We start from the raw sequence: 23176 nt of genomic DNA on the forward strand, positions 1-23176 counted from the left end.
CCGATCGCAGCCTCGCGGGGCTCGGCAGCGGCTACAGAGGGGCGGTATGACCGACGGCGCTACACTTTCTCAGTGACGGTTGCGCCGGAAACCCGCAAAATGCAACGATTCTGAGCAATATTCATGGCCAAACCCGCGGGTCTGGCCGACTCAAACCATCGTTCCGAACAGATTGGGCCTGCTGACTCTATGCGAATGCGCCTTATGTTACTGGGCGGCGGAAATGCCCTTGGGCAGGCGCTGATTCGCCTCGGTGCAGAGGAAGACATCGGTTTCCTTGCCCCCCGTCCGCCGCAAGACGGCTGGGATGCCGCGAGCCTGACGCAACTGCTCGACGACACCCGTCCGGATGCCTTGATCAACCTTGCGTACTACTTCGACTGGTTCCAGGCGGAGAGTGTCCCCGAGGCACGCCTGGCCAGCCAGGAACGGGCGGTCGAGCGGCTTTCCGAGCTGTGCCAGCATCACAACATCATTCTTCTGCAGCCTTCCAGCTACCGCGTGTTCGACGGTTCGCGGGCCACCGCCTACAGCGAAAAGGACGAACCGGTACCGCTGGGTCTGCGTGGCCAGGCCTTGTGGCGGATCGAGCAGAATGTGCGCGCCACCTGCCCGCAGCATGTGCTGCTGCGTTTCGGCTGGCTGCTGGACGACAGCGCCGAAGGCACCCTGGGGCGTTTCCTGGCGCGCGCCGAGCAGCCCGAAGAGCTGCTGCTGGCCGACGACCGCCGCGGCAACCCGACGCCAGTGGACGATGCTGCCCGGGTGATCATTTCCGTGCTCAAGCAACTCGATTGCGCCGCGCCGCTGTGGGGCACCTACCACTACGCCGGCCATGAAGCGACCACGCCGCTGGCGCTGGGCCAGGCGATCCTCACCGAGGCCCGCAGCCTGCATCCGCTGGCTATCGAGGCGCCGACCGCCCAGGCCCACGCTGCCCGGCCGGACGCCGCCGAAGAGCCGCAGCACGCGGTGCTGGCCTGCAAGAAAATCCTGCACACCTTCGGGATCAAGCCACGCGCCTGGCGCGCGGCGCTCCCGGCTCTACTGGATAGGTTTTATCGTCATGGCTGATGGCCCAATTCTGATCACCGGCGGTGCCGGTTTCATCGGTTCGCACCTGACCGACGCTTTGCTCGCCAAGGGTTACTCGGTGCGGATCCTCGACGATCTGTCCACTGGTAAACCCAGCAACCTGCCGCTGGACAACCCGCGGGTCGAACTGATCGAAGGCGACGTCGCCGATTCGGCCCTGGTGGCACGGGCGATGAGCGGCTGCCGTGCGGTCGCGCACCTGGCGGCGGTCGCTTCGGTACAGGCCTCGGTGGACGACCCGGTGCGTACCCACCAGAGCAACTTCATCGGCACCCTCAACGTCTGCGAAGCCATGCGCCAGGCCGGCGTCAAGCGCGTGCTGTTTGCTTCCAGCGCGGCGGTCTATGGCAACAATGGCGAGGGCGAATCGATCGACGAAGACACGCCCAAGGCGCCACTGACGCCCTATGCGTCGGACAAGCTGGCCAGCGAGTACTACCTTGATTTCTATCGCCGCCAGCATGGCCTGGAACCGGCGATCTTCCGCTTCTTCAACATCTTCGGGCCACGCCAGGATCCGTCCTCGCCGTACTCCGGGGTCATCAGCATCTTTTGCGAGCGCGCGCAGAAAGGCCTGCCGATCACCGTATTCGGCGATGGCGAGCAGACCCGTGATTTCATGTATGTCGAAGACCTGGTGGACGTGCTGGTGCAGTCCCTGGAAATGCCGCAGCTGGAAGTCGGCGCGGTGAATATCGGCCTGAACCAGGCCACCACCCTCAAGCAATTGCTCGAGGCCCTGGGCGAGGTGGTGGGGCAGTTGCCACCGATCAGCTACGGCCCGGCGCGTTCGGGGGATATTCGCCATTCGCGGGCGAACAACCAGCGTCTGTTGCAGCGCTTCAAGTTCCCCGAGCCGACCCCGATGAGCGTCGGGCTGGCACGTTTGCTGGGCCTCTGAGCTTTCCCCCAGCGATGAAAAAAGGCGCCTTTGCAGGCGCCTTTTTTTATCTGGCCGATTTAGAACTTGTAGCCCAGGCCGACCATGTAGACCCATGGATCGACGTCCACGTCGACCTTGGCCCGGGTGCCGCCGGCGACCGCGTTGTTGTTCACGTAGGCGGTGGTGTCGATGTCCACGTAACGCACCTGGGCGTTGATCATCACGTTGTCGGTCAGCATGTAGTCGGCACCGACCTGCCAGGCCAGGCCCCAGGAGTTCTTCGCCCGGAAGTTGTCGAAACCGGCGGCGCTGGCGCGGCTGCCGACGTGTTCGTCATAGATCCAGGTGTAGTTGATACCGGCACCCACGTAAGGCTGGAAAGCGGCCTTGTGGTCCAGCGGGTAGTACACGACGCTCAGGGTCGGTGGCAGGTGCTTGAGGGTACCGAGCTTGCCGTTGGCGGCGTCCAGCGCGGTACCCTTGAGCTTCACGTCATGCTCGAACGGCGTGGCCGCGAGCAGTTCGATGCCGATGTTGTTGGTCAGCATGTAGGCGAAGTTCAGGCCCAGCTGGGTGTCGCTGCTCATGGTCGCCTTGCCGCCGAGGTTGGCACCGGCCAACGGACCGCGGTCGACCTTGACGTCGCCGCTGTCGGCTTTCGGATTGACGGTGATGGCACCGGCGCGAACGATGATGTCGCCCGCTTCGTGGGCGTGGGCGAGCGGGGCGGCGAGTGCGAGCGCGAACAGGGAGGCGCTGAGCAGGGACTTGTGCATGGGAGCTCCAAAGGACGATTCGAGTTGGCTAGGTCCAATGGTAAGGATCGTCAAGGAACAGGCTTTGACTCAGCTCAATGAAAACCGGATCAGCGTGGGAGCGAGGCGCTCGGGGGGCGCTCCGGGCGCTTTGGAATCGATCGCGAGCAAGCTCGCTCCTACATGAACAATGCAGTTCCCTGTAGGAGCGAGCTTGCTCGCGATGAGGTCATGTACGGCACTGCAGAACCGGTGGTTTCACTCCTGCAATTCGTACACGTAGATCTTCTGCGCTTCCATCTGGTAACCCGCGTCGGCGATGTCGCTGGTGGACGCCTTGACCTGCATCGGCCCCTCGATCCAGTACGGCTGATACAGCTCGTCGAGCTTCACGCCGACCTCGCTTTTCACGTGCACGATCTGGTTCGAGGGTGGTGGCGGTACGTGGATACAGGCGCCGAAATACGGCACCAGCAGAAACTCCGTGGTGCGGCCTTCCTCACTGACTTCCAGCGGTACTATGTAGCCGGGCAGGCGCACCGACAGGCCGTCCAGGCTCTGCACCACCGGGGCGTTGGGCATCTCCTGCTTGGCCGCCGGGGCGGACTCGGCGGCCAGGGCGTCGCTCATCTGCGACAGGTCGTGCAACGGCTTCATGTTCGGTACTTCCGCCGGGGCGTCCGGCGGGATCATTTCCGACCAGGCCAGGTCCCGCGGTTCGGCGGCCCACAGTGGCAGGGCGACCAGCATCAACAGCGCAAGCAGGGCACGGGGCATGCCGGAGCTCCTCATGACTAGAGACCTCATGACTAGAGACCTCATAAACGGATGGACAGGCCATCGGCCAGCGATTGTCGGTAGGCGCGCCAGGCCGGCACGCTGCCCATCAGCAGGGCGGCGATCAGGATACCGCCGAGCAGCGTCCACTCATACTCGCTCGGCCAGGCCAGCGGCAGGTACAGGCCGTAGGTCGACTGCACATAACCCTGGGCCAGGGCGATGCCGAGGTACAGCAGGCCGAGCCCGGCGAGCACGCCGAACAGCGCCAGGGCGAAGGCTTCCAGCACCAGCAAGGTCGCGATATGCCAGGGGCGGGCGCCGACCGAACGCAGGATCGCCATCTCCCGGCGGCGTTCGTTGAGGCTGGTGAGGATCGCCGTGAGCATGCCGATCAGGCCGGTCAGTACCACGAACAACGACACCACGAACAAGGCTTTTTCCGCGGTGCCCATCAGGCTCCACAGCTCTTGCAGGGCGACCCCGGGCAGGATCGCCAGCATCGGTTCGCCGCGGTATTCGTTGATCTCGCGCTGCACGGCGAAGGTGGCGATCTTGCTGTTCAGGCCGAGCATGAAGGCGGTGATCGCTTGCGGCGTCAGGTCCATGTTGCGTGCCTGGTCGGCGCTGATGCGGCCGTTGCCCTGGGCCGGCACGCCGTTGTGCCAGTCGATGTGGATCGCTTCCATGCCGCCGAGGCTGATGTGCAGCGTGCGGTCCACAGGGGTGCCGGTGCGCTTGAGGATGCCGACCACGGTGAAGGGTTTGTCGTCGTGCTTGACCAGGCTGATGGCCGCCACGCCGTGGGCCAGCACCAGCTTGTCGCCGAGCTTGTAATGCAGGGCCTCGGCGACTTCGGCGCCGAGCACCACTTCGAACGGATCGCTGGCGAACTCGCGGCCGCTGGCCAGTTGCAGGTTCTGCTGGTGGCCGTACTGGTAATGCTCGAAGTAGGCCTCGGTGGTGCCCATCACCCGGTAGCCGCGATGGGAATCGCCGAGGGAAATCGGGATTGCCCATTTCACTTTTGGGCTATTGGCGAAATGCTTGAAGCTGTCCCAGCGAATGTTGTTGGTGGCGTTGCCGATGCGGAACACCGAATACAGCAGCAGGTTCACCGAACCGGAGCGGGCGCCGACGATCAGGTCGGTGCCGCTGATGGTGCTGGCGAAACTGGCGCGGGCTTCGGTGCGCACCCGCTCGACCGCCAGCAGCAGGCAGACCGACAGGGCGATGGCGAAGGCGGTGAGGATCGCGGTGAAGCGGCGGTTAGCCAGGCTGGCCATGGCTAGACGGAACAGATACATCTCAGACCTCTGCGGGCGTGGCGGCGCGATTGAGTTCGGCCAGCGACAGGTTGCGATCGAACAGCGGCGCCAGGCTCTGGTCGTGGCTGACGAACAACAGGCTGGCCCCGGCCTCGCGGCATTCGGCGAACAACAGGCGGATAAAGGCTTCGCGGGCGTCGTAGTCAAGCGCCGAGGTCGGCTCGTCGGCGATCACCAGTTCCGGTTGGCCGATCAGTGCGCGGGCGGCGGCGACCCGTTGTTGCTGGCCGATGGACAGCGAGTCGGCGCGGCGTTCGAGCAGGTCGGGGTCTTTCAACCCCAGGTGGGCGAGCAGGTTGGCCGCTGCCTGGTCGACACTGCCGTGGCGCTGCACGGCGCGGCCGGCGCGCAATTTGGAGAAGTGGCAGGGCAGCTCGACGTTCTCGCGCACCGACAGAAACGGCAGCAGGTTGAACTGCTGGAAGATGTAGCCGGTGTGATCGACCCGGAAGCGGTCGCGGGCGCCGGCCGAGAGTTCGGTCAGCTCCTGGCCCAGCAGGCGGATGCTGCCGCAATCGGGTTTCTGCACGCCGCCGAGCAGGCCGAGCAGGGTGGTCTTGCCGCTGCCGCTGGGGCCCTTGAGGAACAGCGTTTCACCCGCTTCCAGGCGAAACGCCGGGATATCCAGCAACTGCGGATGGCCGGGCCAGCTGAAGCCCAGGTCGGACAATTGGATAAGTGCTTGGGTCATGTTGGGCCGATCATGGTGTGAGTTTTGTAGCCGCTGCCGCAGGCTGCGATAAGGTCCGCAGAACCTTCCGGGGGCCTCAAGAGCAACGACCCCTTCGGGCTCGATCGCAGCCTGTGGCAGCGGTTACAGGAGTCGCGGTCAGAACTTCAGGCTGGCGGCCTTGGAGGTCGCTTCCACGCCTTGCTGGCCACTTGGCGAGATGAGTTGTACCTGAATTTTCTGGGTAGCGGGGAAGGTCTTGAACACGCCGGCCAGGTCCAGGCTCTTCAGCGCGCCCGGCGTGGCACAGGTGAACTGGTAGTGCGCATGGATCTCGCTGTGTTCGTGGTGATGCTCGTGGCCGTTGGCGTCCTTCGCTTCGTCATGGTCTTCGTCGTGATCCTCGGGCTTGTCGCCGAACAGCGGGCTTTCCAGTTCCTGTTGCGCCACCACGCAACCGGCGGCGGGCGGCAGGCTGAACAGTGCCAGCGGTTTTTCCAGCTGGGCCCGTACGGCGGCGACCTTGGCCTTGTCCGCGTCGGTGCTGGCGGCGTGTTCGAAACCCACCAGGTTCATCGCCGGGCTTTCCAGTTCCAGCTCCAGGGTCTGGCCGTCCAGCGCGGCGTTCAGGCGGGCCACGCCATGCTCGTGAGCGCCGAGGCTGCCGTGCTCATGGTCGTGATCGTGTTTTTCGGCCGCGTGAGCGATGGCCAGGGGCAATAGGGCGAACGGCAGGGCGAGCAGCAGACGACGCATGGCAAGTCTCCGGAGCGAACATGAAAAAAATGTTATGTAATCTTATAACAAGAGTGGCGAGAGTTTGACCGCCTGCTTGGCGTTGCGCAAGACGCATGGGAGCATGCTCGTCAGAAAAGATCGGGAGCAGGGCGATGGTGCGGATTCGTGGAAGCATCGGCGAATGGCCGGTGGATTTGACCCTGGAACTGGACGAGGCCGACTGGGATCAGTTGAGTGCCCGGCTGGGGGCGCCGTTGCAGGCGGCCAAAGCCGAAAGCGGTGCGCCCGTGGCCAAGCCGGCGAGCCAGGACGACGCGCTGTGGCAGATCGGCAGGGACTTGCTGCGCAAGGCCGGGCAATTGAGTGGCCCGGACCTGCTGGAGCAATTGGAAGGCCTGACCGGCAGCGCCGCGGCGGGCAAGCGCCTGCTGGTGCGCCTGCGTCATAGCGCACAGGTCAAGGTAGTGAGCGGCGGCGATACGCCGCTCTACAGCTGGATCGAGTAGGCGAGGGCTGAGCCGGCTTGCGATAAACCGGCGCGGCTACCAGTTATGAATCAGTACAGCGCGGCAAACAGCTTGCGGCGGTAGGTGGTCACCAGCGGGTGATCGTTGCCCAGCAGCTCGAACACCTGCAGCAAGGTCTTGTGCGGCAGGCCCTCGTTGTAGCCGCGGTTGCGGATAAACAGCTTGAGCAGCGCATCCAGCGCCGCGTCGTACTGCTGGCGCGCCAGTTGCTGGATGGCCAGCTGATACACCGCTTCATCATCCTGCGGGTTCTGCGCCAGGCGGCTTTTCAGGTCGGCGCTGTCCGGCAGGTCGGCGGCCTGCTTGAGGAAGGTGATCTGCGCCTTGGCCCCGGCCAGCGCGGCCTTGTGCTCATCACCGGTAACCGCGTCGAGCACGGTCTGGGCTTCGCCCAGTTCACCGCGTTCGGCCAGGCAGCGGGCATAGAGGATCAGTGCCTTGGCGTTGCTGTTGTCTTCGCCCAGCAGCACTTTCAGCGTGGCTTCGGCCTCGGCGATGCGGCCTTCGGCGAACAGCGCTTCAGCCAGTTCCAGTGGGTCGGCGGCCTTGGGCGGCGGCATCTGCACATGGGGTTCGAGCATGGTACGCACCGCGGACTCCGGTTGCGCCCCGGCAAAGCCGTCCACCGGCTGGCCGTCCTTGAACAGCACCACGGTCGGCAGGCTGCGAATGCCGAAGCGGGCGACGATGTCCTGCTCGATATCGCAGTTGACCTTGGCCAGCAGCAGCGCGCCCTGATAGCTCTCGGCGATCTGTTGCAGCATCGGCATCAGCGCCTTGCAGGGCGCGCACCATTCGGCCCAGAAATCCACCAATACCGGCTTGTGGAACGAGTTCTCGATCACCGACTGGTCGAAGTCGGCGGTGCTGGCGTCGAAAATGTACGGCGTGTCCTGACTCATGGGGGATCTCGAAAAAACGTGAATGGAACCACTATAAGGCTTGGCGGGGGGCGGCTGAAAGCGGGGCATGGGGTGACCGCTAGATTGTTTCGCGGGCAAGCCTCGTTCCTACAGGCGGCGTTTCTTTTGTAGGAGCGAGGCTTGCCCGCGATAGGCCACAACGTGGCCCGTCCTCTATCAATCACGCTGCGCGTGATACAGGCTCACCTCGCGAAACTCCCAGGGCTCGGCCAGATCCGGCAGGGTCAGGGCGTGGAGCATTTCCAGGCGTCGGTACAGCGGATGCTGGAAGTCCTTGACCCGGGAGTCCGCCACCAGCGCCTGGCGTCCGCGGCTGAGGAATTCATCCAGCAGCGGCAGGTTGGCACGGTCATAGAGCACGTCGGCCACCAGGATCAGGTCGAAGCGGTCGGCTTCCGCGAAGAAGTCCGTGGAGTAACCCAGTTCAACCCCATTGAGCGCGGCATTCGCCCGGCAGGCGGCAATGGCCAGCGGGTCGAGATCGCAGGCCACCACTTCCAGCGCGCCGGCCTTCAGCGCCGCGATGCCGGCCACGCCGGAGCCGGCGCCGAAATCCAGTACCCGCTTGCCTTGCACCCACTGCGGCCGCTCGGCCAGGTAGCGCGCCAGGGCCAGGCCGCTGGCCCAGCAGAAACTCCAGTACGGCGGTTCATGGAGAATTCGCCGGGTTTCTTCCGGGGTGAAGGCGCGGTCCATGTTGTCGGCATCGATCAACCACAGCTTCAGCTCGGTTTCCGGCAGTTCGCAGGCCACCAGTTGGGCATCGCCCAGCAGTTCGCTCAGGGCGCGTTGCAGGTCGAGCGGTGGGGTCATGGTGCTTTGACGAATTGCAGCTGGCCCACGGCCTGGGTGGTCGGCTGGGTGATGAGTTGCGCCGGCAGGTGCAGGATCAACTGGCCGGACTGGCTGGCGCGGCCGCGCAGTTCGACGCGGGCGCCCACCGGGAAGACATCGGGGTTGAAGCGCAGGCGAAACGGCAGGATCTTGTTGTTGCCGATCAGGTTGCTGCTGGCCAGCAAACGTTGCGGCCGGCCGCGCTCGTCGATCACCAGCAGCGCCAGTTCCACTTCGGCACCGCTCGGTACGCCCTGTAGGGTCCCGCTCAGTTCACGCTGGTAGGCCGGCAGCGGGCCGAGGTCGGTGGATTCACGGGCTTTTTTCACACTCTGCTGGGGCGGCACGGTGGAGGCGGCCGGTTTCGGGGCGTCGCTGCTGCAAGCCACCAGCAGGCTGAAAAGGCTGAGCAGAACGAGCGGTCGTAGTGGCATGCGAAGCTCCAACAAGGCGAAATTCCATGTGCAAAACATAATAGTCGGTCTGTATACCGTAAAGGCTATGGCTTGTCTTGCCAGTGGGATGCGCTACCATGGCCCTCCCTTTTTTTGTTGCCTGCCACCATGCACTGTCCCTTCTGCGGTGCCAACGACACCAAGGTCATCGACTCGCGTCTGGTCGCCGAAGGCGAACAGGTGCGCCGCCGGCGTGAATGCCTGGCCTGCGGTGAACGTTTCACCACTTTCGAAACCGCCGAACTGGTGTTGCCGCGCCTGATCAAGACTGACGGCAGCCGTCAGCCCTTCGACGAAGAAAAACTCCGCGCTGGCATGCAGCGTGCCCTGGAAAAACGTCCGGTCAGCGTCGAGCGCCTGGAAGCCGCGCTGGTGCATATCAAGCACAAGCTGCGCGCCACCGGTGAACGCGAGGTCAAATCCCTGGTCGTCGGCGAACTGGTGATGGCCGAGCTGCAAAAGCTCGATGAAGTGGCCTATATCCGCTTCGCCTCGGTCTACCGGCGCTTCCAGGATCTCAACGAATTCCGCGAAGAGATCGACCGTCTCGCCCGCGAGCCAGGCAAAGAATGAACATCTCCGGCGAACAGGCGGTGCTTGACGCCCACTACATGGCGCGAGCCCTGGAGCTGGCCGCAAAGGGCCGCTTCAGCACTCACCCCAATCCGCGGGTCGGTTGTGTGATCGTGCGCGACGGCCAGGTCGTCGGCGAAGGCTGGCATGTGCGGGCCGGCGAGCCCCATGCCGAAGTCCATGCCTTGCGCGCCGCCGGTGCCAACGCCCGCGGCGCCACTGCTTACGTGACCCTCGAACCCTGCAGCCATCACGGCCGTACGCCGCCGTGCGCCGATGCCCTGGTGGATGCCGGCGTGGCGCGGGTCGTGGCGGCGATGCAGGACCCCAATCCGGAAGTCGCCGGCCGTGGCCTGCAGCGCCTGGCCCAGGCTGGCATCGCCACCCACAGTGGGGTGATGGAGCAGGAAGCGCGGGCGCTCAACCGGGGTTTCCTCAAGCGTATGGAACACGGCTTGCCGTTCGTGCGGGTCAAGCTGGCCATGAGCCTGGACGGGCGCACCGCCATGGCCAGCGGCGAAAGCCAGTGGATCACCGGCCCCGCCGCGCGTTCCGCGGTGCAGCGCCTGCGGGCCGAGGCCAGCGTGGTGTTGACCGGTGCCGACACGGTGCTGGCGGACAACGCCCGACTGACCGTGCGTGCCGAGGAACTGGGGCTGGATGCGGAGCAGACCGCCCTGGCCATGAGCCGTCCACCCTTGCGCGTATTGATCGACGGCCGCCTGCGAGTACCGCTCGATGCGCCCTTCTTCAAGGCGGGGCCGGCGCTGGTCGCTACCTGCGCCGCGGTGGAGGAACAGTACGCCAATGGTCCGGAATGCCTGATCGTGCCGGGTGTCGATGGCCAGGTGGACCTGCGTCGGCTGCTGAGCGAGCTGGCCGCCCGTGGCGTCAACGAGGTGCTGGTGGAAGCCGGCCCGCGCCTGGCGGGCGCATTTGCCCAGCAAGGCTTGGTGGACGAGTACCAGATCTTTGTCGCCGGCAAGTTCCTAGGTTCCTCGGCGCGACCGCTGCTCGACTGGCCGCTGACGCAGATGCGCGAGGCGCCGCAGCTGAAAATCATTGAAATGCGCGCCGTAGGCGATGACTGGCGAGTCATTGCCATTCCTCTGCCAGCAGCGAGCGTATAATTTCGGGCCTTCGCCACGCGGCGACCCTGTTCTCGAGGAGGACTCCATGTTTACAGGCATCATCGAATCCATCGGCAGCATCCGCGCATTGAGCCCCAAAGGCGGCGATGTGCGGGTGTATGTGGAAACCGGCAAGCTCGACCTGGGCGACGTGAAGCTGGGCGACAGCATCGCGGTGAACGGCGTCTGCCTGACGGCGGTGGAACTGCCGGGCGACGGCTTCTGGGCCGACGTCAGCCGCGAGACCCTGGATTGCACCGCTTTCCATCAATTGAAGGCCGGCAGCCGGGTCAACCTGGAAAAGGCCCTGACTCCGACCACCCGCCTCGGTGGTCACCTGGTCAGCGGCCACGTCGACGGTGTCGGCGAGGTGGTGGCCCGGGAAGAAAATGCCCGCGCCATCCAGTTCCGCATCCGCGCGCCCAAGGACCTGGCCAAGTACATCGCCCACAAAGGCTCGATCACCGTCGACGGCACCAGCCTGACGGTCAACGCGGTCAATGGCGCCGAGTTCGAGCTGACCATCGTCCCGCACACGCTGGCCGAAACCATCATGGCCGACTACCGGCCGGGCCGTCAGGTCAACCTCGAGGTCGACCTGCTGGCGCGTTACCTGGAGCGCCTGCTGCTGGGCGACAAGGCCGCGGAGCCTTCGAGCGGCGGCATTACCGAAAGTTTTCTGGCCGCTAACGGCTACCTCAAATCCTGAACCTCAAATTTTGAAAGAAGGGGGGTGCCGCGTGGCGCTCAACAGCATCGAAGAACTGGTTGAAGACATCCGCCAAGGCAAGATGGTCATCCTCATGGATGACGAAGACCGCGAGAACGAAGGCGACCTGATCATGGCCGCCGAGTGCTGCAAGGCCGAGCACATCAACTTCATGGCCAAGCACGCCCGCGGCCTGATCTGCATGCCGATGAGCCGCGAGCGTTGCGAGCTGCTCAAGCTGCCTTTGATGGCGCCGCGCAACGGTTCCGGGTTCGGCACCAAGTTCACCGTGTCCATCGAGGCCACCACCGGCGTGACCACCGGCATCTCCGCCGCCGACCGTGCGCGCACGGTGCAGGCGGCTGCCGCCAAGGACGCCAAGGCCGAAGATATCGTCAGCCCGGGCCATATCTTCCCGCTGATGGCCCAGCCGGGTGGCACCCTGGCCCGTGCCGGCCACACCGAAGCCGCCTGCGACCTGGCGCGCATGGCCGGTTTCGAGCCGAGCGGGGTGATCTGCGAAGTGATGAACGACGACGGCACCATGTCCCGTCGCGCCGAGCTGGAAGCCTTCGCCGCCGAACACAACATCAAGATCGGCACCATCGCCGACCTGATTCACTACCGGATGATCCACGAACGTACCGTTCAGCGGATTGCCGAGCAGCCGCTGGACAGCGAATTGGGCCAGTTCAACCTGGTGACCTACCGTGATTCGGTGGAAGGCGACGTGCACATGGCGCTGACCCTGGGCAACATCTGCGCGGAAGAGCCGACCCTGGTTCGCGTGCACAACATGGACCCGCTGCGCGACCTGCTGATGGTCAAGCAGCCTGGCCGCTGGAGCCTGCGGGCCGCGATGGCCACGGTGGCCGAGGCCGGCAGCGGCGTGGTGCTGTTGCTGGGCCACCCGCTGGACGGCGACGTGCTGCTGGCGCATATCCGCGAAACGGCCGAGCACGCGCCTGCGAAAAAACCGACCACCTACAGCATCGTCGGTGCCGGTTCGCAGATCCTGCGCGACCTGGGCGTACGTAAAATGCGCCTGATGAGTGCGCCGATGAAATTTAATGCGATATCCGGTTTCGACCTGGAAGTTGTAGAATACGTGCCCTCCGAATAAAAGCCGGTTGTTGCGGGCTTGAAATTCGCGGTTCAAATATCACTAGTGAGCGCGTAGTGAACGCGCTCCGGCTCTTTAAGAGATTTGTCGAATGACCCTGAAGACCATCGAAGGTACCTTCATCGCCCCCAAAGGCCGCTATGCCCTGGTGGTCGGCCGTTTCAACAGCTTCGTCGTCGAAAGCCTGGTCAGCGGCGCCGTTGACGCCCTGGTCCGTCACGGCGTGAGCGAAAGCGACATCACCGTGATCCGTGCCCCTGGCGCCTTCGAGATTCCGCTGGTTGCGCAGAAAGTCGCGCAGAAGGGCGAGTTCGCGGCGATCATCGCCCTGGGCGCGGTCATTCGTGGCGGCACTCCGCACTTCGAATACGTGGCGGGCGAATGCACCAAGGGCCTGGCCCAGGTGTCCATGGAGTTCGGCGTACCGGTCGCCTTCGGCGTGCTGACCGTCGACTCGATCGAGCAAGCCATCGAACGTTCCGGCACCAAGGCCGGCAACAAAGGTGCTGAAGCTGCCTTGTCCGCTCTGGAAATGGTCAGCCTGCTGGCGCAGTTGGAGGCCAAGTGATTAGCGACGAAAGCGATCGTTTCAACCCGCGCGATCCGAAACCTGCGGACGCTGGCAAGCCATCCAAGAGCGCCAAGCGTCGCGAAGCCCGTCAGCTCGCGACCCAGGCGCTGTACCAATGGCACATGGCCAAGCACTCGCTGAACGAGATCGAAGCGCAGTTCCGGGTCGACAACGATTTCACCGACATCGACGGTGCCTACTTCCGTGAGATCCTGCACGGCGTTCCGGCCAACAAGAACGAGATCGACAACGCTCTCGCCCCTTGCCTGGACCTCACCATCGAAGAGCTGGACCCGGTCGAACTGGCAGTCCTGCGCCTGTCCACCTGGGAACTGCTCAAGCGCGTCGACGTGCCGTACCGCGTTGTGATCAACGAAGGTATCGAACTGGCCAAGGTCTTCGGTTCCACCGACGGCCACAAGTTCGTCAACGGCGTACTCGACAAGCTGGCCCCGCGTCTGCGTGAAGCTGAAGTGAAGGCATTCAAGCGCTGATCCGCGCTTGCAGCTGCCATGGGCGAGTTTGAGCTGATCCGTAACTTCTTCGCTGCCGCGCCTTGTGCGCAGGGCGGCGAGGGCGTTGCACTGGGGATTGGCGACGACTGCGCCTTGCTGGCTGTTCCCCCCGGCGAACAGTTGGCGATTTCCACCGACACCCTGGTGGCCGGTGTGCATTTCGCAGACCCCTGCGACCCTTTCCTGCTCGGCCAGCGCTCGCTGGCAGTGGCGGTCAGCGACCTGGCGGCCATGGGCGCCGCGCCCGTCGCCTTCACCCTTGCCCTGACCTTGCCGACGGTTGAAACCGATTGGCTGCAAGCCTATGCCAATGGCCTGAGCGCCATGGCGCAGAGCTGTGGTGTGCGCCTGGTAGGCGGCGACACCACGCGCGGCCCGTTGACCCTGACCATGACTGTGTTCGGTCGCGTGCCCGCCGGCCAGGCCCTGACCCGCAGCGGTGCCCGTCCGGGCGATCTGCTGTGTGTGGGGGGCGAACTGGGCAATGGCGCTGGTGCCTTGCCCCTGGTGCTCGGGCAGCGCAGCGCCGATCCGGATATCGCCGAGCCCTTGCTGGCCCACTACTGGTCGCCGCAACCGCAACTGGCCCTGGGCCAGGCGCTGCGTGGCAAGGCCAGCGCGGCCCTGGATATCTCCGATGGCCTGCTGGCCGACTGCGGGCACATTGCTGCGGCTTCGGCTGTCGGCTTGCTGATCGAAAGTGAAAAACTGCCGATGTCCCGGGCGTTGTTGAGCTTTCTCGGTGAGAATGACGCCCGCTCGGCGGCACTCAGCGGCGGCGACGACTACGTGCTGGTCTTCACCTTGCCCGAAGCCGAGCTGGCGCCGCTGCTCGCCGCCGGCTGGCCGGTGCATGTGCTGGGCCGGGTCGTGGCCGGGCAGGGCGTGGTGCTGCTGGATGCCGAGGGGCGGGACATCACCCCGAGCACTCGGGGCTATCAACATTTTCGGGAGACACCGTGACAGATCATCCCAAACAGGTTCCGGCAGAGTTCGTGCCGCCCTCCGTCTGGCGTAACCCCTGGCATTTCCTGGCCTTCGGCTTCGGTTCGGGCACCTTGCCCAAGGCCCCGGGGACCTGGGGCTCGCTGGTGGCGCTACCGTTCATTCCGCTGTGGCAGATGCTGCCGGACTGGGGCTACTGGCTGATGCTCGGCATCACCATGCTGTTCGGCTTCTGGCTGTGCGGCAAGGTGGCCGACGACCTGAGGGTGCATGACCATGAAGGCATCGTCTGGGACGAAATGGTCGGCATGTGGATCACCCTGTGGCTGGTGCCGGAAGGCTGGCAGTGGTTGCTGGCGGGCTTCCTGATGTTCCGCTTCTTCGACATTCTCAAGCCCTGGCCGATTCGCTGGATCGACCGGCATGTGCACGGCGGTATCGGGATCATGCTCGACGACGTGCTGGCCGGTGTCTTCGCCTGGTTGGCGATGCAGGGGCTGGTGTGGTGCTTTGCCTGAGGAATCAGCCATGCCGGTCGCTCGCGCTCTGCTGGTAACGCTCTGTGTCTTGACCGCCGGCCTGGTCCGGGCCGCAGAGCCGGCGGCGCTGCCCGGGGAAATCCGGGTGGCCAGCGAGGAGTGGGACAACTACACCCAGGCCGATGGCCAGGGCATGGCCTGGGATATCCTGCGCGAAGTCTTCGAGACCCAGGGCGTGAAGCTCGACATGCGCAGTGTGCCCTACACCCGCTCGGTCGGGCTGGTGCAGCGGCGTGAAGTCGATGCCCTGGTCGGCTCCTATCGGGACGAAACCGATGGCGCCCTGTATCCGCGCTGGAACTACGACACCGACCATATCTACAGCCTGGGCCTGGCGACGAGTTCGCCGCCGACCCTGGCCACGCTCGGCAACTACCGTCTGGTCTGGGTGCGCGGCTACCGCTACCAGGACTACTTGCCCAATATTCAGCGTTTCAATGAAATCCGCCGGCGGGTCGGTATCTTGCCGATGCTCCAGCAAGGTCGCGCCGACTTCTATATCGATGCCCTGACCGAGGTCGATTTTGTCCTGTCCCAGGCCGAGGACCGCTCACAGTTCCGACGCACCCATCTGGCCGAACTGCCGCTGTTCCTGGGCTTTGCCGACAATGAACGGGGCCGGGTGCTGCGCGCGCTGTTCGAACGGCGGATGGACGAGTTGGTGAAAAACGGCCGTTTGCGCCCGATTTTCCAGCGCTGGCAGCAGCCCTATCCGTTCGATACCGGGCGTCCGCCTGAAGACCGTTGATCTAACTTCTCGATCTTTATGTCCGATAATTCAGCCTAAGCGTCTGTCGGAAGCTGCTGTTACAATGCCGCCTCTGCGAATCTCCAGTCCCATACAGATCAGGAGCACAACGGTGCCCGTCGTTTTTGTTGCCGCTTCCAAGCTGCCCACCCCTTTTGCGCAATTCACCATGCACGGTTTTCTCGATGAAGCCACCGGCCGCGAGCACGTCGTGCTCAGCCTGGGTGATATTGCCGATGGCGCTCCGGTGCTCGGCCGGTTGCACTCCGAATGCCTGACCGGCGATGCCCTGTTCAGCCAGCGCTGCGACTGCGGTTCGCAACTGGAAGCCGCCCTGCAGGCAATCGCCCGCGAAGGCCGTGGCGTGCTCCTGTACCTGCGTCAGGAAGGCCGCGGCATCGGTTTGCTGAACAAGATCCGCGCCTATGAGTTGCAGGACGGCGGCGCCGACACCGTGGAAGCCAACGAGCGCCTCGGTTTTGCCGCCGACCAGCGTGACTACGCTATGTGCCTGCCGATGCTCGAGCACCTGGGGGTGAAATCCCTGCGCCTGATGACCAACAACCCACGCAAGGTCAAAGCCCTGACCGAGATGGGCATAGTCGTCGCCGAGCGCGTGCCGCTGCATACCGGCCACAACCCGCACAACAAACTCTACCTGGCCACCAAGGCCAGCAAGCTCGACCACATGATGGGCAACGAGCACCAGGGCGAGGTAGACCGGGCGTGACCCGCGGTCAGGTCCGGCGGCGCCTGGCCGTCAGTTGGTGGCAATACCTGGCGCTGGCGCTGCTGCCGCTGTTCGTGATCAACCTGGTGTTTGGTCAGGGCGAGCCGCTGCTGCCGATCCTGGCGATGCCGTTTTTCATCGCTGGCGTGGCCTCGATGTTTGTCAGCCTGCGTTTTTTTGGCGGCTACAAGCGCGCGTTGATCGCCACCCATAAAGCCCTCGATACCCTTGAAGAACCGGCTGCCTGGATCGAGCTGGCGGCCCGTCGTCGTGCGGCGTTCCTGGCCGCGGCGCTGCCGGCCTGGATCGGCGCCCTGGCGGTGTTCGTCGGCCTGGAAGCGGTGCCGCTGATCCTGCTGGCGCTGTCCACCGCCGTGCTGTTCTACCTCTACCGCATTCCGCGTCAGCTCGGTTGATGTCTCGCTGGCTGGCAGTCCTGCTGCTGGCCCTCGGCGGCCCGGCGCTGGCCGTGGAGCGCGTGGTCAGCCTGGCGCCTTCACTGTCGGAAATCGTCGTCGAACTGGATTCCGCCGATCTGCTGGTCGGCGTGCTGGATGCTGGCGAGCGTCCCCCTCAATTGCACAACCTGCCGTCGGTGGGCCGCTACGGCCAGCTGGACATGGAGCGGCTGCTCAGCCTCAAGCCGGATCTGCTCCTGCTCTGGCCCGGCAGCGTCGGCCCGGCCCAGCGCGAGCAGCTCAGCCGGCTGGGTATCCCGACCCTGGTGGCCGAACCCCACAGCCTCGACCAGCTCATCACCCAGATCGAAACCATCGCCGCCCGGCTAGGGCGCCCACAACGCGGCCTGGAACGTGCCCATACGTTACGGCGGCAGTTGGCCAACCTGCGTCAGCGCTATGCCCGCAGCGCGCCTCTGGCGGTGTTTTATCAAGTCTGGGATCAGCCGCTGTACACCGTGGGCGGCGGGCAAATCATCAGTGATGCCTTGAGTGTGTGCGGCGCGCGCAACGTGTTTGCCGACCTGCCGCTGCCGGCGCCCCAGGTCAGCGTCGAGGCGGTGCTGCAGCGCAACCCTGAAGTGATCCTGGCCAGCACCCAGGCCCAGCTGGATGCCTGGAAAGCCTGGCCGCAGCTGAAGGCTGTGGCCCAAGGCCGGTTGTTGCTGATCAGCGATAAAGGCCTGGAGCGGCCGAGCGGGCAGATGATCGCCGCGACGGCCAAGCTCTGCCAATTGCTTGATCCTGAGTAGCCGCGGCTAGCGCATCGCGGGCAAGCCTCGTTGAGTCTGTAGGAGCGAGGCTTGCCCGCGGGCGCCCTCACTGGCGCCGCATGACTAAAGCTCCGGCGTCCAGGTCACCCCGAACATCCAGGCCCGGCCTGGCTCCCGATACCCGTATTGCGCGCCGTCATGGCTGTACAGCACCCGGCTGTAGGACTTATCCAGCAGATTGTCGACCTTCAATTCCAGCCGGACCTCGCGATTCAGCGCCCAGCTGCTGCGCAAGCCCAGCAGGGCATAACCGCCGAGGCGTTGCTGGTTGGCCAGGTCGTCATAGCTGCTGCTCACCGCCTGCCAGCTGGCGCCGAGGCCCAGGCGGTCGAACTGCCGGTCCAGGTCCAGGCTCAGGGTGCGCCGGGCGCGGCGGGCCAGGGTGTGGCCGGTGTCGCGGTCGCGGGGATCGATGATTGCCAGCCCCAGATTGCTCTGCCAGCCAAACAGCTCCTGGCGCAGCGCCGCCTCGAAGCCGTTGATGCGTGCCGAGGCGACGTTCTGCGGGCGCGAGTTGCTGCCGAAGATAATCGCGTCTTCCAGGTCGGTGCGGTACAGCGAGGTTTCCAGGCGCGTGCTTTCGCTCAACTGGCTGCGCCATTGCAGCTCGTAGCTTTTCGAGGTCTCGGGCTTGAGGTCGGGGTTGCTGAAGTCGGGGTAATACAGGTCGTTGAAGGTCGGGGCGCGGAAGCCTTCGCTGTAGGTCAGCAGGACATCATTGTCGGCATTCAGCGGCAAGGTGAGGGTGCCGCTCCAACTGTTCTGGCCGCCGAACTGCTGGTTCTGGTCGCGACGCAGGCCCAGCTCGGTGGAGAAACTGTCGGCCTTGAAGCGATGCTGGACAAAGGCCGCGCGGTTCCAGCGGCTGTCCTCGGCGAAGGCGGTGCTGCTATTGACCCGGTCTTGATACCAGTCGCCGCCGACGATCAGGCTGTTGCGTTCGTCGAGGGTCAGGTCGTTCTGCCAGTTGACCGAGTCGCGATAGGTGTTGAACACCGTGCGTTCGTCGCTGAGCTTGTCGAAGGTCTTCTCGCGGTTCTCGCTGTGGCCCAGTTCCAGGCGCGACTTCCAGGCTTCGTCGATGCGGCCGTCGATATAGCTGCTGAAGCTGCTCACCGCGAATTCGCTGTAGGGCTTCTGGGGGAAGCTCTCGAAGGTGCGGCTGTCGAAGCGCCCGAAGGGGTTGTCGAACTCGCTTTTGCCGCGGTTATCCAGCAGGTTCAGGCCGGCTTCCCAGTCGTCGTTGAAGGCGTGGCTCAGGCTCAGGCTGAGGGCCTGGTTGCGGTAGGCGTCATCATCGCGATCGCTGGCATAGGACTCATGGGTGCGATTGCTCCCGGCCGTGTCGTCGAGGCTGGCGCCCAGGTTGAAGCGGGTCTGCTGGTCGCCGCCGGACAGGCCGATGCTGCGTTCCCAGCTCTGGTGGCTGCCCACCCCCAGGTGCAGGCGCGGTTGCAGGCCCTGCTCGGCGCTGCGCCGGGTGAAGATCTGGATCACCCCGCCAATGGCATCGCTGCCGTAAATCACCGAACGCGAACCGCGCAGCACTTCTACCCGTTCGATCTGCTGGATATTCAGGTGCTGCAGGTTGCTGTCGCCGGAGCTCGAACTGCCGATGCGCTGGCCGTCCACCAGCACCAGGGTCTGGGCCGACGAAGTGCCGCGGATATAGATCCCCGGCACGCTGCCCCGGCCGCCGCTCTGCGCCACCTGCACGCCAGGCACCCGTTGCAGCAGGTCGGTGACGCTGGAGGGTTGCAGGCGGTCGATATCGTCGCGGGTGAACAGGGTGTTGGCGGCGCTGCTGTCGTTGCGCGCCTCTACCTGGCGGTTGGCGCTGATCAGGGTGTCGGGCAGCTTGAGGGCCTGTTCGCGATCGAGGTTGTCGGCCAGCAGTTGGCCGGTGGGCAGCAAGGCAAGGGGCAGGGCGAGGAGGGCGGGTTTCATCGACAATCCGTGGCGCTTGGCGAGCGAGGCAGGGGCCGGGGATAACTCCTGTAGCCGCTGCCGAAGGCTGCGATCGGCCCCGAAGGGCCGTCGCTTTTGAGGCTTACAGGCCGAGCAGGCGCAGGCGTTCCCGCACGGCGGCTTCGATGCCGGCTTCGTCCAGGCCGCATTCGGCCAGCATCTGCGCAGGCTTGGCGTGCTCGACATAGAGGTCCGGCAAGCCCAGGTGCAGGATCGGCTTGAGGATCGCCTCGTGCGCCAGGAACTCGCTGACCGCGCCGCCGGCGCCGCCCATGATGGCGTTCTCTTCGACGGTCACCAGCAGTTCGTGGCTGGCGGCGATCTCGCGCACCAGGGCTTCATCCAGCGGCTTGACGAAACGCATGTCGACCACGGTGGCGTCCAGCTTGTCGGCGACTTTCAGCGCCTCGGCCAGTTGCACGCCGAACACCAGCAGGGCGACTTTGCTGCCCTGGCGGCGCACCACGCCCTTGCCGATCTCGATCGGCTGCAGGTCTTTCTCGATGGTGGCGTTCGGGCCGGTACCGCGCGGGTAACGCACGGCGGCCGGGCCGTTGTACAGGTGGCCGGTGCTGAGCATCTTGCGCAGCTCGTTCTCGTCGCTCGGGGTCATCACCACCATGCCGGGGATGCAGCGCAGGAACGACAGGTCGAAGCTGCCGGCGTGGGTCGGGCCGTCTTCGCCCACCAGGCCGGCGCGGTCGATGGCGAACAGCACGTCGAGGTTCTGCACCGCTACGTCATGCACAAGCTGGTCGTAACCGCGCTGCAGGAAGGTCGAATAGATCGCCACCACCGGCTTGGCGCCTTCGCAGGCCATGCCGGCCGCCAGGGTCACGGCGTGCTGCTCGGCAATCGCCACGTCGAAGTAGCGCAGCGGGAAACGCTCGCTGAAGGCCACCAGGTCCGAGCCTTCCTTCATCGCCGGGGTAATGCCCACCAGGCGCGGGTCGGCGGCGGCCATGTCGCACAGCCATTCGCCGAACACACCGGAGTACTTCGGCCCGCCGGCCTTTTTCGGCGCGGCGGCGGGACTGTCCAGGGGATCGAGCTTGGTGATGGCGTGGTAGCCGATCGGGTCGACTTCCGCCGGGGCGAAACCTTTGCCCTTTTTGGTCACCACGTGCAGGAACTGCGGGCCCTTGAGGTCGCGCATGTTGCGCAGGGTGGCGATCAGGGTCGGCAGGTCGTGGCCATCGATCGGGCCGATGTAGTTCCAGCCCAGTTCTTCGAACAGGGTGCCGGGAACCAGCATGCCTTTTGCGTATTCTTCGGTGCGGCGGGCGATTTCCCAGGCGCCGGGCAGGCGCGACAGTACCTTCTTGCTGCCTTCGCGCATGCTGGCGTAGGTGCGGCTGGAGAGGATCTTGGCCAGGTAGTTGGACAGGCCGCCGACGTTACGCGAGATCGACATGTCGTTGTCGTTGAGGATCACCAGCATGTTGGCGTCCACTTCCGGCGCGTGGTTCAGCGCCTCGAAGGCCATGCCCGCGGTCAGGGCGCCGTCGCCGATCACCGCGATCGCCTTGCGCTCGCTGTTCTGCAGGCGGGCGGCAATGGCCATGCCCAGCGCCGCACTGATCGAGGTGCTGGAATGGCCGACGCCAAAGGTGTCGTACTCGCTCTCGGAACGCCGTGGGAAGGCGGCCAGGCCGTCCTTCTGGCGCAGGCTGGCCATGCGCTCGCGGCGACCGGTGAGGATCTTGTGCGGATAAGCCTGATGACCCACGTCCCACACCAGACGGTCGTCCGGCGTGTCGAAGACGTAATGCAGCGCGATGGTCAGCTCGATGACGCCCAGGCCGGCACCGAAATGCCCACCGGTCTGGCCGACCGTATAGAGCAATTCCAGGCGCAACTCATCGGCCAGGGTTTCCAGCTCGGCTTCGCCTAACCGGCGCAGGCCGTCCGGCGTGTTGGCACGGTCGAGCAGGGGCGTGGTCGGGCGCTTGCGGGGAATCTCATGAAACGTCGTGGGCATCAGGCGAATCGTTATAGGTATAAAAGAGGCGGCAGTTTACCTTATGCATCGCAAGCTGCCCACGCAGAGCGCGGAACTTGGCCGATATGCGGTCTGCCGCGCCGGGGTCGATCAACTGCGTCGTTCGACGATATAACGCGCCAGCTCCCGCAGGGGCTCGGCGCCCGCGTCAAAGGGTCGCAGTGCGTGCAGGGCCTGATCGCGCAGTTCCAGGGCATAGGCCTTGGCCGCTTCCAGGCCAAGCAGGGCCGGGTAGGTCGGTTTGTCCCGCGCGATGTCGGCACCCTGGCGTTTGCCGAGGGTCGCGGTATCGCTTTCCACGTCGAGAATGTCGTCCTGCACCTGGAACGCCAGGCCGATGGCCTGGGCATAGGTCTGCAGGGACTTGAGCTCGTCTTTTTCGGCCCGGCCGCTGGCCAGGGCGCCGAGCTTGACGCTGGCCTCGATCAGCGCGCCGGTCTTGTGCCGGTGCATGTATTCCAGGGCTTTCTGGTCGAGCTTGAGGCCCACCGAACCGAGGTCGATGGCCTGGCCGCCGACCATGCCCGCCGGGCCCGCCGCCAGCGCCAGGGCGCTGACCATCTGCAGGCGGATCTCGGCGCTCGAATCGCTCAGGCGCGGGTCGAGCAGGGCGCTGAAGGCCAGGCTCTGCAAACCGTCGCCAGCGAGAATCGCGCAGGCTTCATCGAAGGCTTTGTGGGTGGTCGGCTGGCCGCGACGCAGGTCGTCGTCGTCCATCGCCGGCAAATCGTCGTGCACCAGGGAATAGGCGTGGATCAGCTCCACCGCGCAGGCGGCGCCGTTGGCTTGCTCCGGCCGGGCGCCGAGGGCTTCGCAGGCGGCGTAGGCCAGCAGCGGGCGTACGCGCTTGCCGCCGTTCATCACGCTGTAGCGCATGGCCTCGTAAAGACGGGCCAGCTCCGGGCTTGGCGCGTGGAACAGGGTTTCCAGTGCAGCATTGACCCGGGCCTGACTGCTGGCCTGATAGGCCGCGATCATTCTGGCTGTTCCGCGTCGAAGGGTTCTTCGGCCAGCTCGCCATCGCGTTCCAGCAGGATCTGCACCTTCTGCTCGGCCTGGGCCAGCGCCGCCTGGCAATCGCGGGTCAGGCCGATGCCTTGCTCGAAGGCGGTCAACGAGTCTTCCAGCGACAGCTCGCCGTTCTCCAGACGCTCGACCAGCGTTTGCAGGTCGGCGAGGGATTGTTCGAAATCTAAGGCAGCTTTTTTGCGGGCCATGGCGGCTATCCCGGTTGACGTTAAACCGGCGCGACACTAGCAGACATGGGGGTTTGGGGCAAATGAGCGGCGCCTGCCGAACGGGTCGAGAGGGCGATTTTCTGCCCTGGGTCAGGGGACGGTGCGCGGGTTGACCTTCTGTCGCCATTTCTTGCTTTACGACAAGGAAAGTTGCGCGCACTTGCCTTGC

At 65.0% G+C, this 23176-nt stretch carries 27 protein-coding genes; 15 read left to right on the forward strand and 12 right to left on the reverse strand.

The genetic code is table 11. The annotated features are described in order from the left end of the window. Window positions 1–189: 189 nt before the first annotated feature. On the forward strand, window positions 190–1074 hold the full coding sequence (locus tag PVZ78_RS27510; protein WP_023969342.1) for a sugar nucleotide-binding protein: 885 nt from the start codon (window positions 190–192) through the stop codon (window positions 1072–1074). Further along, window positions 1067–1996 carry an NAD-dependent epimerase/dehydratase family protein gene (locus PVZ78_RS27515; RefSeq protein WP_103330769.1) on the forward strand — a complete coding sequence of 310 codons (930 nt, stop codon included), beginning with the start codon at window positions 1067–1069 and terminating at the stop codon, window positions 1994–1996. Before PVZ78_RS27510 ends, PVZ78_RS27515 begins: the two co-directional genes overlap by 8 nt. A gap of 59 nt (window positions 1997–2055) precedes the next feature. On the opposite strand, the gene PVZ78_RS27520 is transcribed toward PVZ78_RS27515, so the two are convergent. From PVZ78_RS27520 to PVZ78_RS27540, 5 genes are all read right to left on the reverse strand, one after another. Beyond that, a complete protein-coding gene (locus PVZ78_RS27520; protein ID WP_009051101.1) occupies window positions 2056–2754 on the reverse strand; it encodes an OmpW/AlkL family protein in 699 nt (232 codons plus the stop codon). A gap of 237 nt (window positions 2755–2991) precedes the next feature. After that, window positions 2992–3510 (reverse strand): DUF3299 domain-containing protein, encoded by a 519-nt coding sequence (locus PVZ78_RS27525; protein ID WP_041987488.1) that lies wholly within the window; start codon window positions 3508–3510, stop codon window positions 2992–2994. Between the two features lie 41 nt (window positions 3511–3551). Beyond that, window positions 3552–4817: an ABC transporter permease gene (locus PVZ78_RS27530; RefSeq protein WP_124309668.1), complete on the reverse strand. Its 1266-nt coding sequence runs from the start codon at window positions 4815–4817 to the stop codon at window positions 3552–3554. A gap of 1 nt (window position 4818) precedes the next feature. Then, window positions 4819–5529, reverse strand: a complete 711-nt coding sequence (locus PVZ78_RS27535) for an ABC transporter ATP-binding protein (protein ID WP_273829585.1) — start codon at window positions 5527–5529, stop codon at window positions 4819–4821. A 138-nt stretch (window positions 5530–5667) separates the two neighbouring features. Further along, complete coding sequence (locus PVZ78_RS27540) at window positions 5668–6264, reverse strand: DUF2796 domain-containing protein (protein WP_025807805.1); 597 nt, start codon at window positions 6262–6264, stop codon at window positions 5668–5670. Window positions 6265–6398: 134 nt separating this feature from the next. On the opposite strand from PVZ78_RS27540, the gene PVZ78_RS27545 reads away from it, so the two are divergent. Further along, entirely contained in the window at window positions 6399–6752 is a 354-nt protein-coding gene (locus PVZ78_RS27545; protein WP_273829586.1) for a hypothetical protein, read from the forward strand. 50 nt (window positions 6753–6802) lie between these two features. On the opposite strand, the gene trxA is transcribed toward PVZ78_RS27545, so the two are convergent. The 3 genes from trxA to PVZ78_RS27560 all read right to left on the reverse strand — a co-directional run bounded on the left by trxA (window position 6803) and on the right by PVZ78_RS27560 (window position 8964). After that, window positions 6803–7675 carry a thioredoxin gene (trxA, locus tag PVZ78_RS27550; protein WP_009051095.1) on the reverse strand — a complete coding sequence of 291 codons (873 nt, stop codon included), beginning with the start codon at window positions 7673–7675 and terminating at the stop codon, window positions 6803–6805. Window positions 7676–7852: 177 nt separating this feature from the next. Next, entirely contained in the window at window positions 7853–8509 is a 657-nt protein-coding gene (locus PVZ78_RS27555; RefSeq protein ID WP_038635559.1) for a class I SAM-dependent methyltransferase, read from the reverse strand. Beyond that, window positions 8506–8964: a lipoprotein gene (locus tag PVZ78_RS27560; protein ID WP_038635556.1), complete on the reverse strand. Its 459-nt coding sequence runs from the start codon at window positions 8962–8964 to the stop codon at window positions 8506–8508. The genes PVZ78_RS27555 and PVZ78_RS27560 overlap by 4 nt, the downstream gene beginning before the upstream one ends. A gap of 129 nt (window positions 8965–9093) precedes the next feature. Between PVZ78_RS27560 and nrdR the strand changes: the two genes are divergently transcribed. From nrdR to PVZ78_RS27620, 12 genes are all read left to right on the forward strand, one after another. Further along, entirely contained in the window at window positions 9094–9558 is a 465-nt protein-coding gene (gene nrdR, locus PVZ78_RS27565; RefSeq protein WP_007924133.1) for a transcriptional regulator NrdR, read from the forward strand. After that, window positions 9555–10688: a bifunctional diaminohydroxyphosphoribosylaminopyrimidine deaminase/5-amino-6-(5-phosphoribosylamino)uracil reductase RibD gene (ribD, locus tag PVZ78_RS27570; RefSeq protein ID WP_038635553.1), complete on the forward strand. Its 1134-nt coding sequence runs from the start codon at window positions 9555–9557 to the stop codon at window positions 10686–10688. Before nrdR ends, ribD begins: the two co-directional genes overlap by 4 nt. Window positions 10689–10734: 46 nt before the next feature. After that, on the forward strand, window positions 10735–11397 hold the full coding sequence (locus PVZ78_RS27575) for a riboflavin synthase (RefSeq protein ID WP_009051091.1): 663 nt from the start codon (window positions 10735–10737) through the stop codon (window positions 11395–11397). Window positions 11398–11428: 31 nt separating this feature from the next. Then, window positions 11429–12520: a bifunctional 3,4-dihydroxy-2-butanone-4-phosphate synthase/GTP cyclohydrolase II gene (gene ribBA, locus PVZ78_RS27580; RefSeq protein ID WP_016702666.1), complete on the forward strand. Its 1092-nt coding sequence runs from the start codon at window positions 11429–11431 to the stop codon at window positions 12518–12520. Between the two features lie 91 nt (window positions 12521–12611). After that, a complete protein-coding gene (gene ribH, locus PVZ78_RS27585) occupies window positions 12612–13088 on the forward strand; it encodes a 6,7-dimethyl-8-ribityllumazine synthase (RefSeq protein WP_007924117.1) in 477 nt (158 codons plus the stop codon). Then, window positions 13085–13585, forward strand: a complete 501-nt coding sequence (gene nusB / locus PVZ78_RS27590) for a transcription antitermination factor NusB (RefSeq protein WP_009051090.1) — start codon at window positions 13085–13087, stop codon at window positions 13583–13585. The genes ribH and nusB overlap by 4 nt, the downstream gene beginning before the upstream one ends. Before the next feature lie 18 nt (window positions 13586–13603). Then, window positions 13604–14569 carry a thiamine-phosphate kinase gene (gene thiL / locus PVZ78_RS27595; protein ID WP_273829587.1) on the forward strand — a complete coding sequence of 322 codons (966 nt, stop codon included), beginning with the start codon at window positions 13604–13606 and terminating at the stop codon, window positions 14567–14569. Further along, window positions 14566–15069, forward strand: coding sequence for a phosphatidylglycerophosphatase A family protein (locus PVZ78_RS27600; protein ID WP_009045821.1), 504 nt, complete (start codon window positions 14566–14568; stop codon window positions 15067–15069). The genes thiL and PVZ78_RS27600 overlap by 4 nt, the downstream gene beginning before the upstream one ends. Before the next feature lie 10 nt (window positions 15070–15079). Continuing rightward, window positions 15080–15838 carry a substrate-binding periplasmic protein gene (locus PVZ78_RS27605; protein ID WP_273829588.1) on the forward strand — a complete coding sequence of 253 codons (759 nt, stop codon included), beginning with the start codon at window positions 15080–15082 and terminating at the stop codon, window positions 15836–15838. Between the two features lie 112 nt (window positions 15839–15950). Beyond that, window positions 15951–16568 carry a GTP cyclohydrolase II gene (gene ribA, locus PVZ78_RS27610; RefSeq protein ID WP_007924108.1) on the forward strand — a complete coding sequence of 206 codons (618 nt, stop codon included), beginning with the start codon at window positions 15951–15953 and terminating at the stop codon, window positions 16566–16568. Beyond that, a complete protein-coding gene (locus PVZ78_RS27615; RefSeq protein WP_016702669.1) occupies window positions 16565–16984 on the forward strand; it encodes a hypothetical protein in 420 nt (139 codons plus the stop codon). Before ribA ends, PVZ78_RS27615 begins: the two co-directional genes overlap by 4 nt. Continuing rightward, window positions 16984–17778 carry a cobalamin-binding protein gene (locus PVZ78_RS27620; protein ID WP_009051086.1) on the forward strand — a complete coding sequence of 265 codons (795 nt, stop codon included), beginning with the start codon at window positions 16984–16986 and terminating at the stop codon, window positions 17776–17778. Before PVZ78_RS27615 ends, PVZ78_RS27620 begins: the two co-directional genes overlap by 1 nt. A gap of 84 nt (window positions 17779–17862) precedes the next feature. Here PVZ78_RS27620 and PVZ78_RS27625 read toward each other — a convergent pair whose 3' ends face one another. The 4 genes from PVZ78_RS27625 to PVZ78_RS27640 all read right to left on the reverse strand — a co-directional run bounded on the left by PVZ78_RS27625 (window position 17863) and on the right by PVZ78_RS27640 (window position 22986). Then, entirely contained in the window at window positions 17863–19746 is a 1884-nt protein-coding gene (locus PVZ78_RS27625) for a TonB-dependent receptor domain-containing protein (protein ID WP_273829589.1), read from the reverse strand. 103 nt (window positions 19747–19849) lie between these two features. Further along, window positions 19850–21748, reverse strand: coding sequence for a 1-deoxy-D-xylulose-5-phosphate synthase (gene dxs / locus PVZ78_RS27630; RefSeq protein ID WP_041987464.1), 1899 nt, complete (start codon window positions 21746–21748; stop codon window positions 19850–19852). Window positions 21749–21859: 111 nt separating this feature from the next. Further along, window positions 21860–22747 (reverse strand): (2E,6E)-farnesyl diphosphate synthase, encoded by an 888-nt coding sequence (gene ispA, locus PVZ78_RS27635; protein ID WP_038575447.1) that lies wholly within the window; start codon window positions 22745–22747, stop codon window positions 21860–21862. Next, window positions 22744–22986, reverse strand: a complete 243-nt coding sequence (locus PVZ78_RS27640) for an exodeoxyribonuclease VII small subunit (protein WP_007924102.1) — start codon at window positions 22984–22986, stop codon at window positions 22744–22746. Before PVZ78_RS27640 ends, ispA begins: the two co-directional genes overlap by 4 nt. Between the last annotated feature and the right edge of the window lie 190 nt (window positions 22987–23176).

Origin of the sequence: Pseudomonas sp. SBT1-2 (assembly GCF_028640875.1) — a bacterium.
Taxonomy (GTDB): domain Bacteria; phylum Pseudomonadota; class Gammaproteobacteria; order Pseudomonadales; family Pseudomonadaceae; genus Aquipseudomonas; species Aquipseudomonas chlororaphis_I.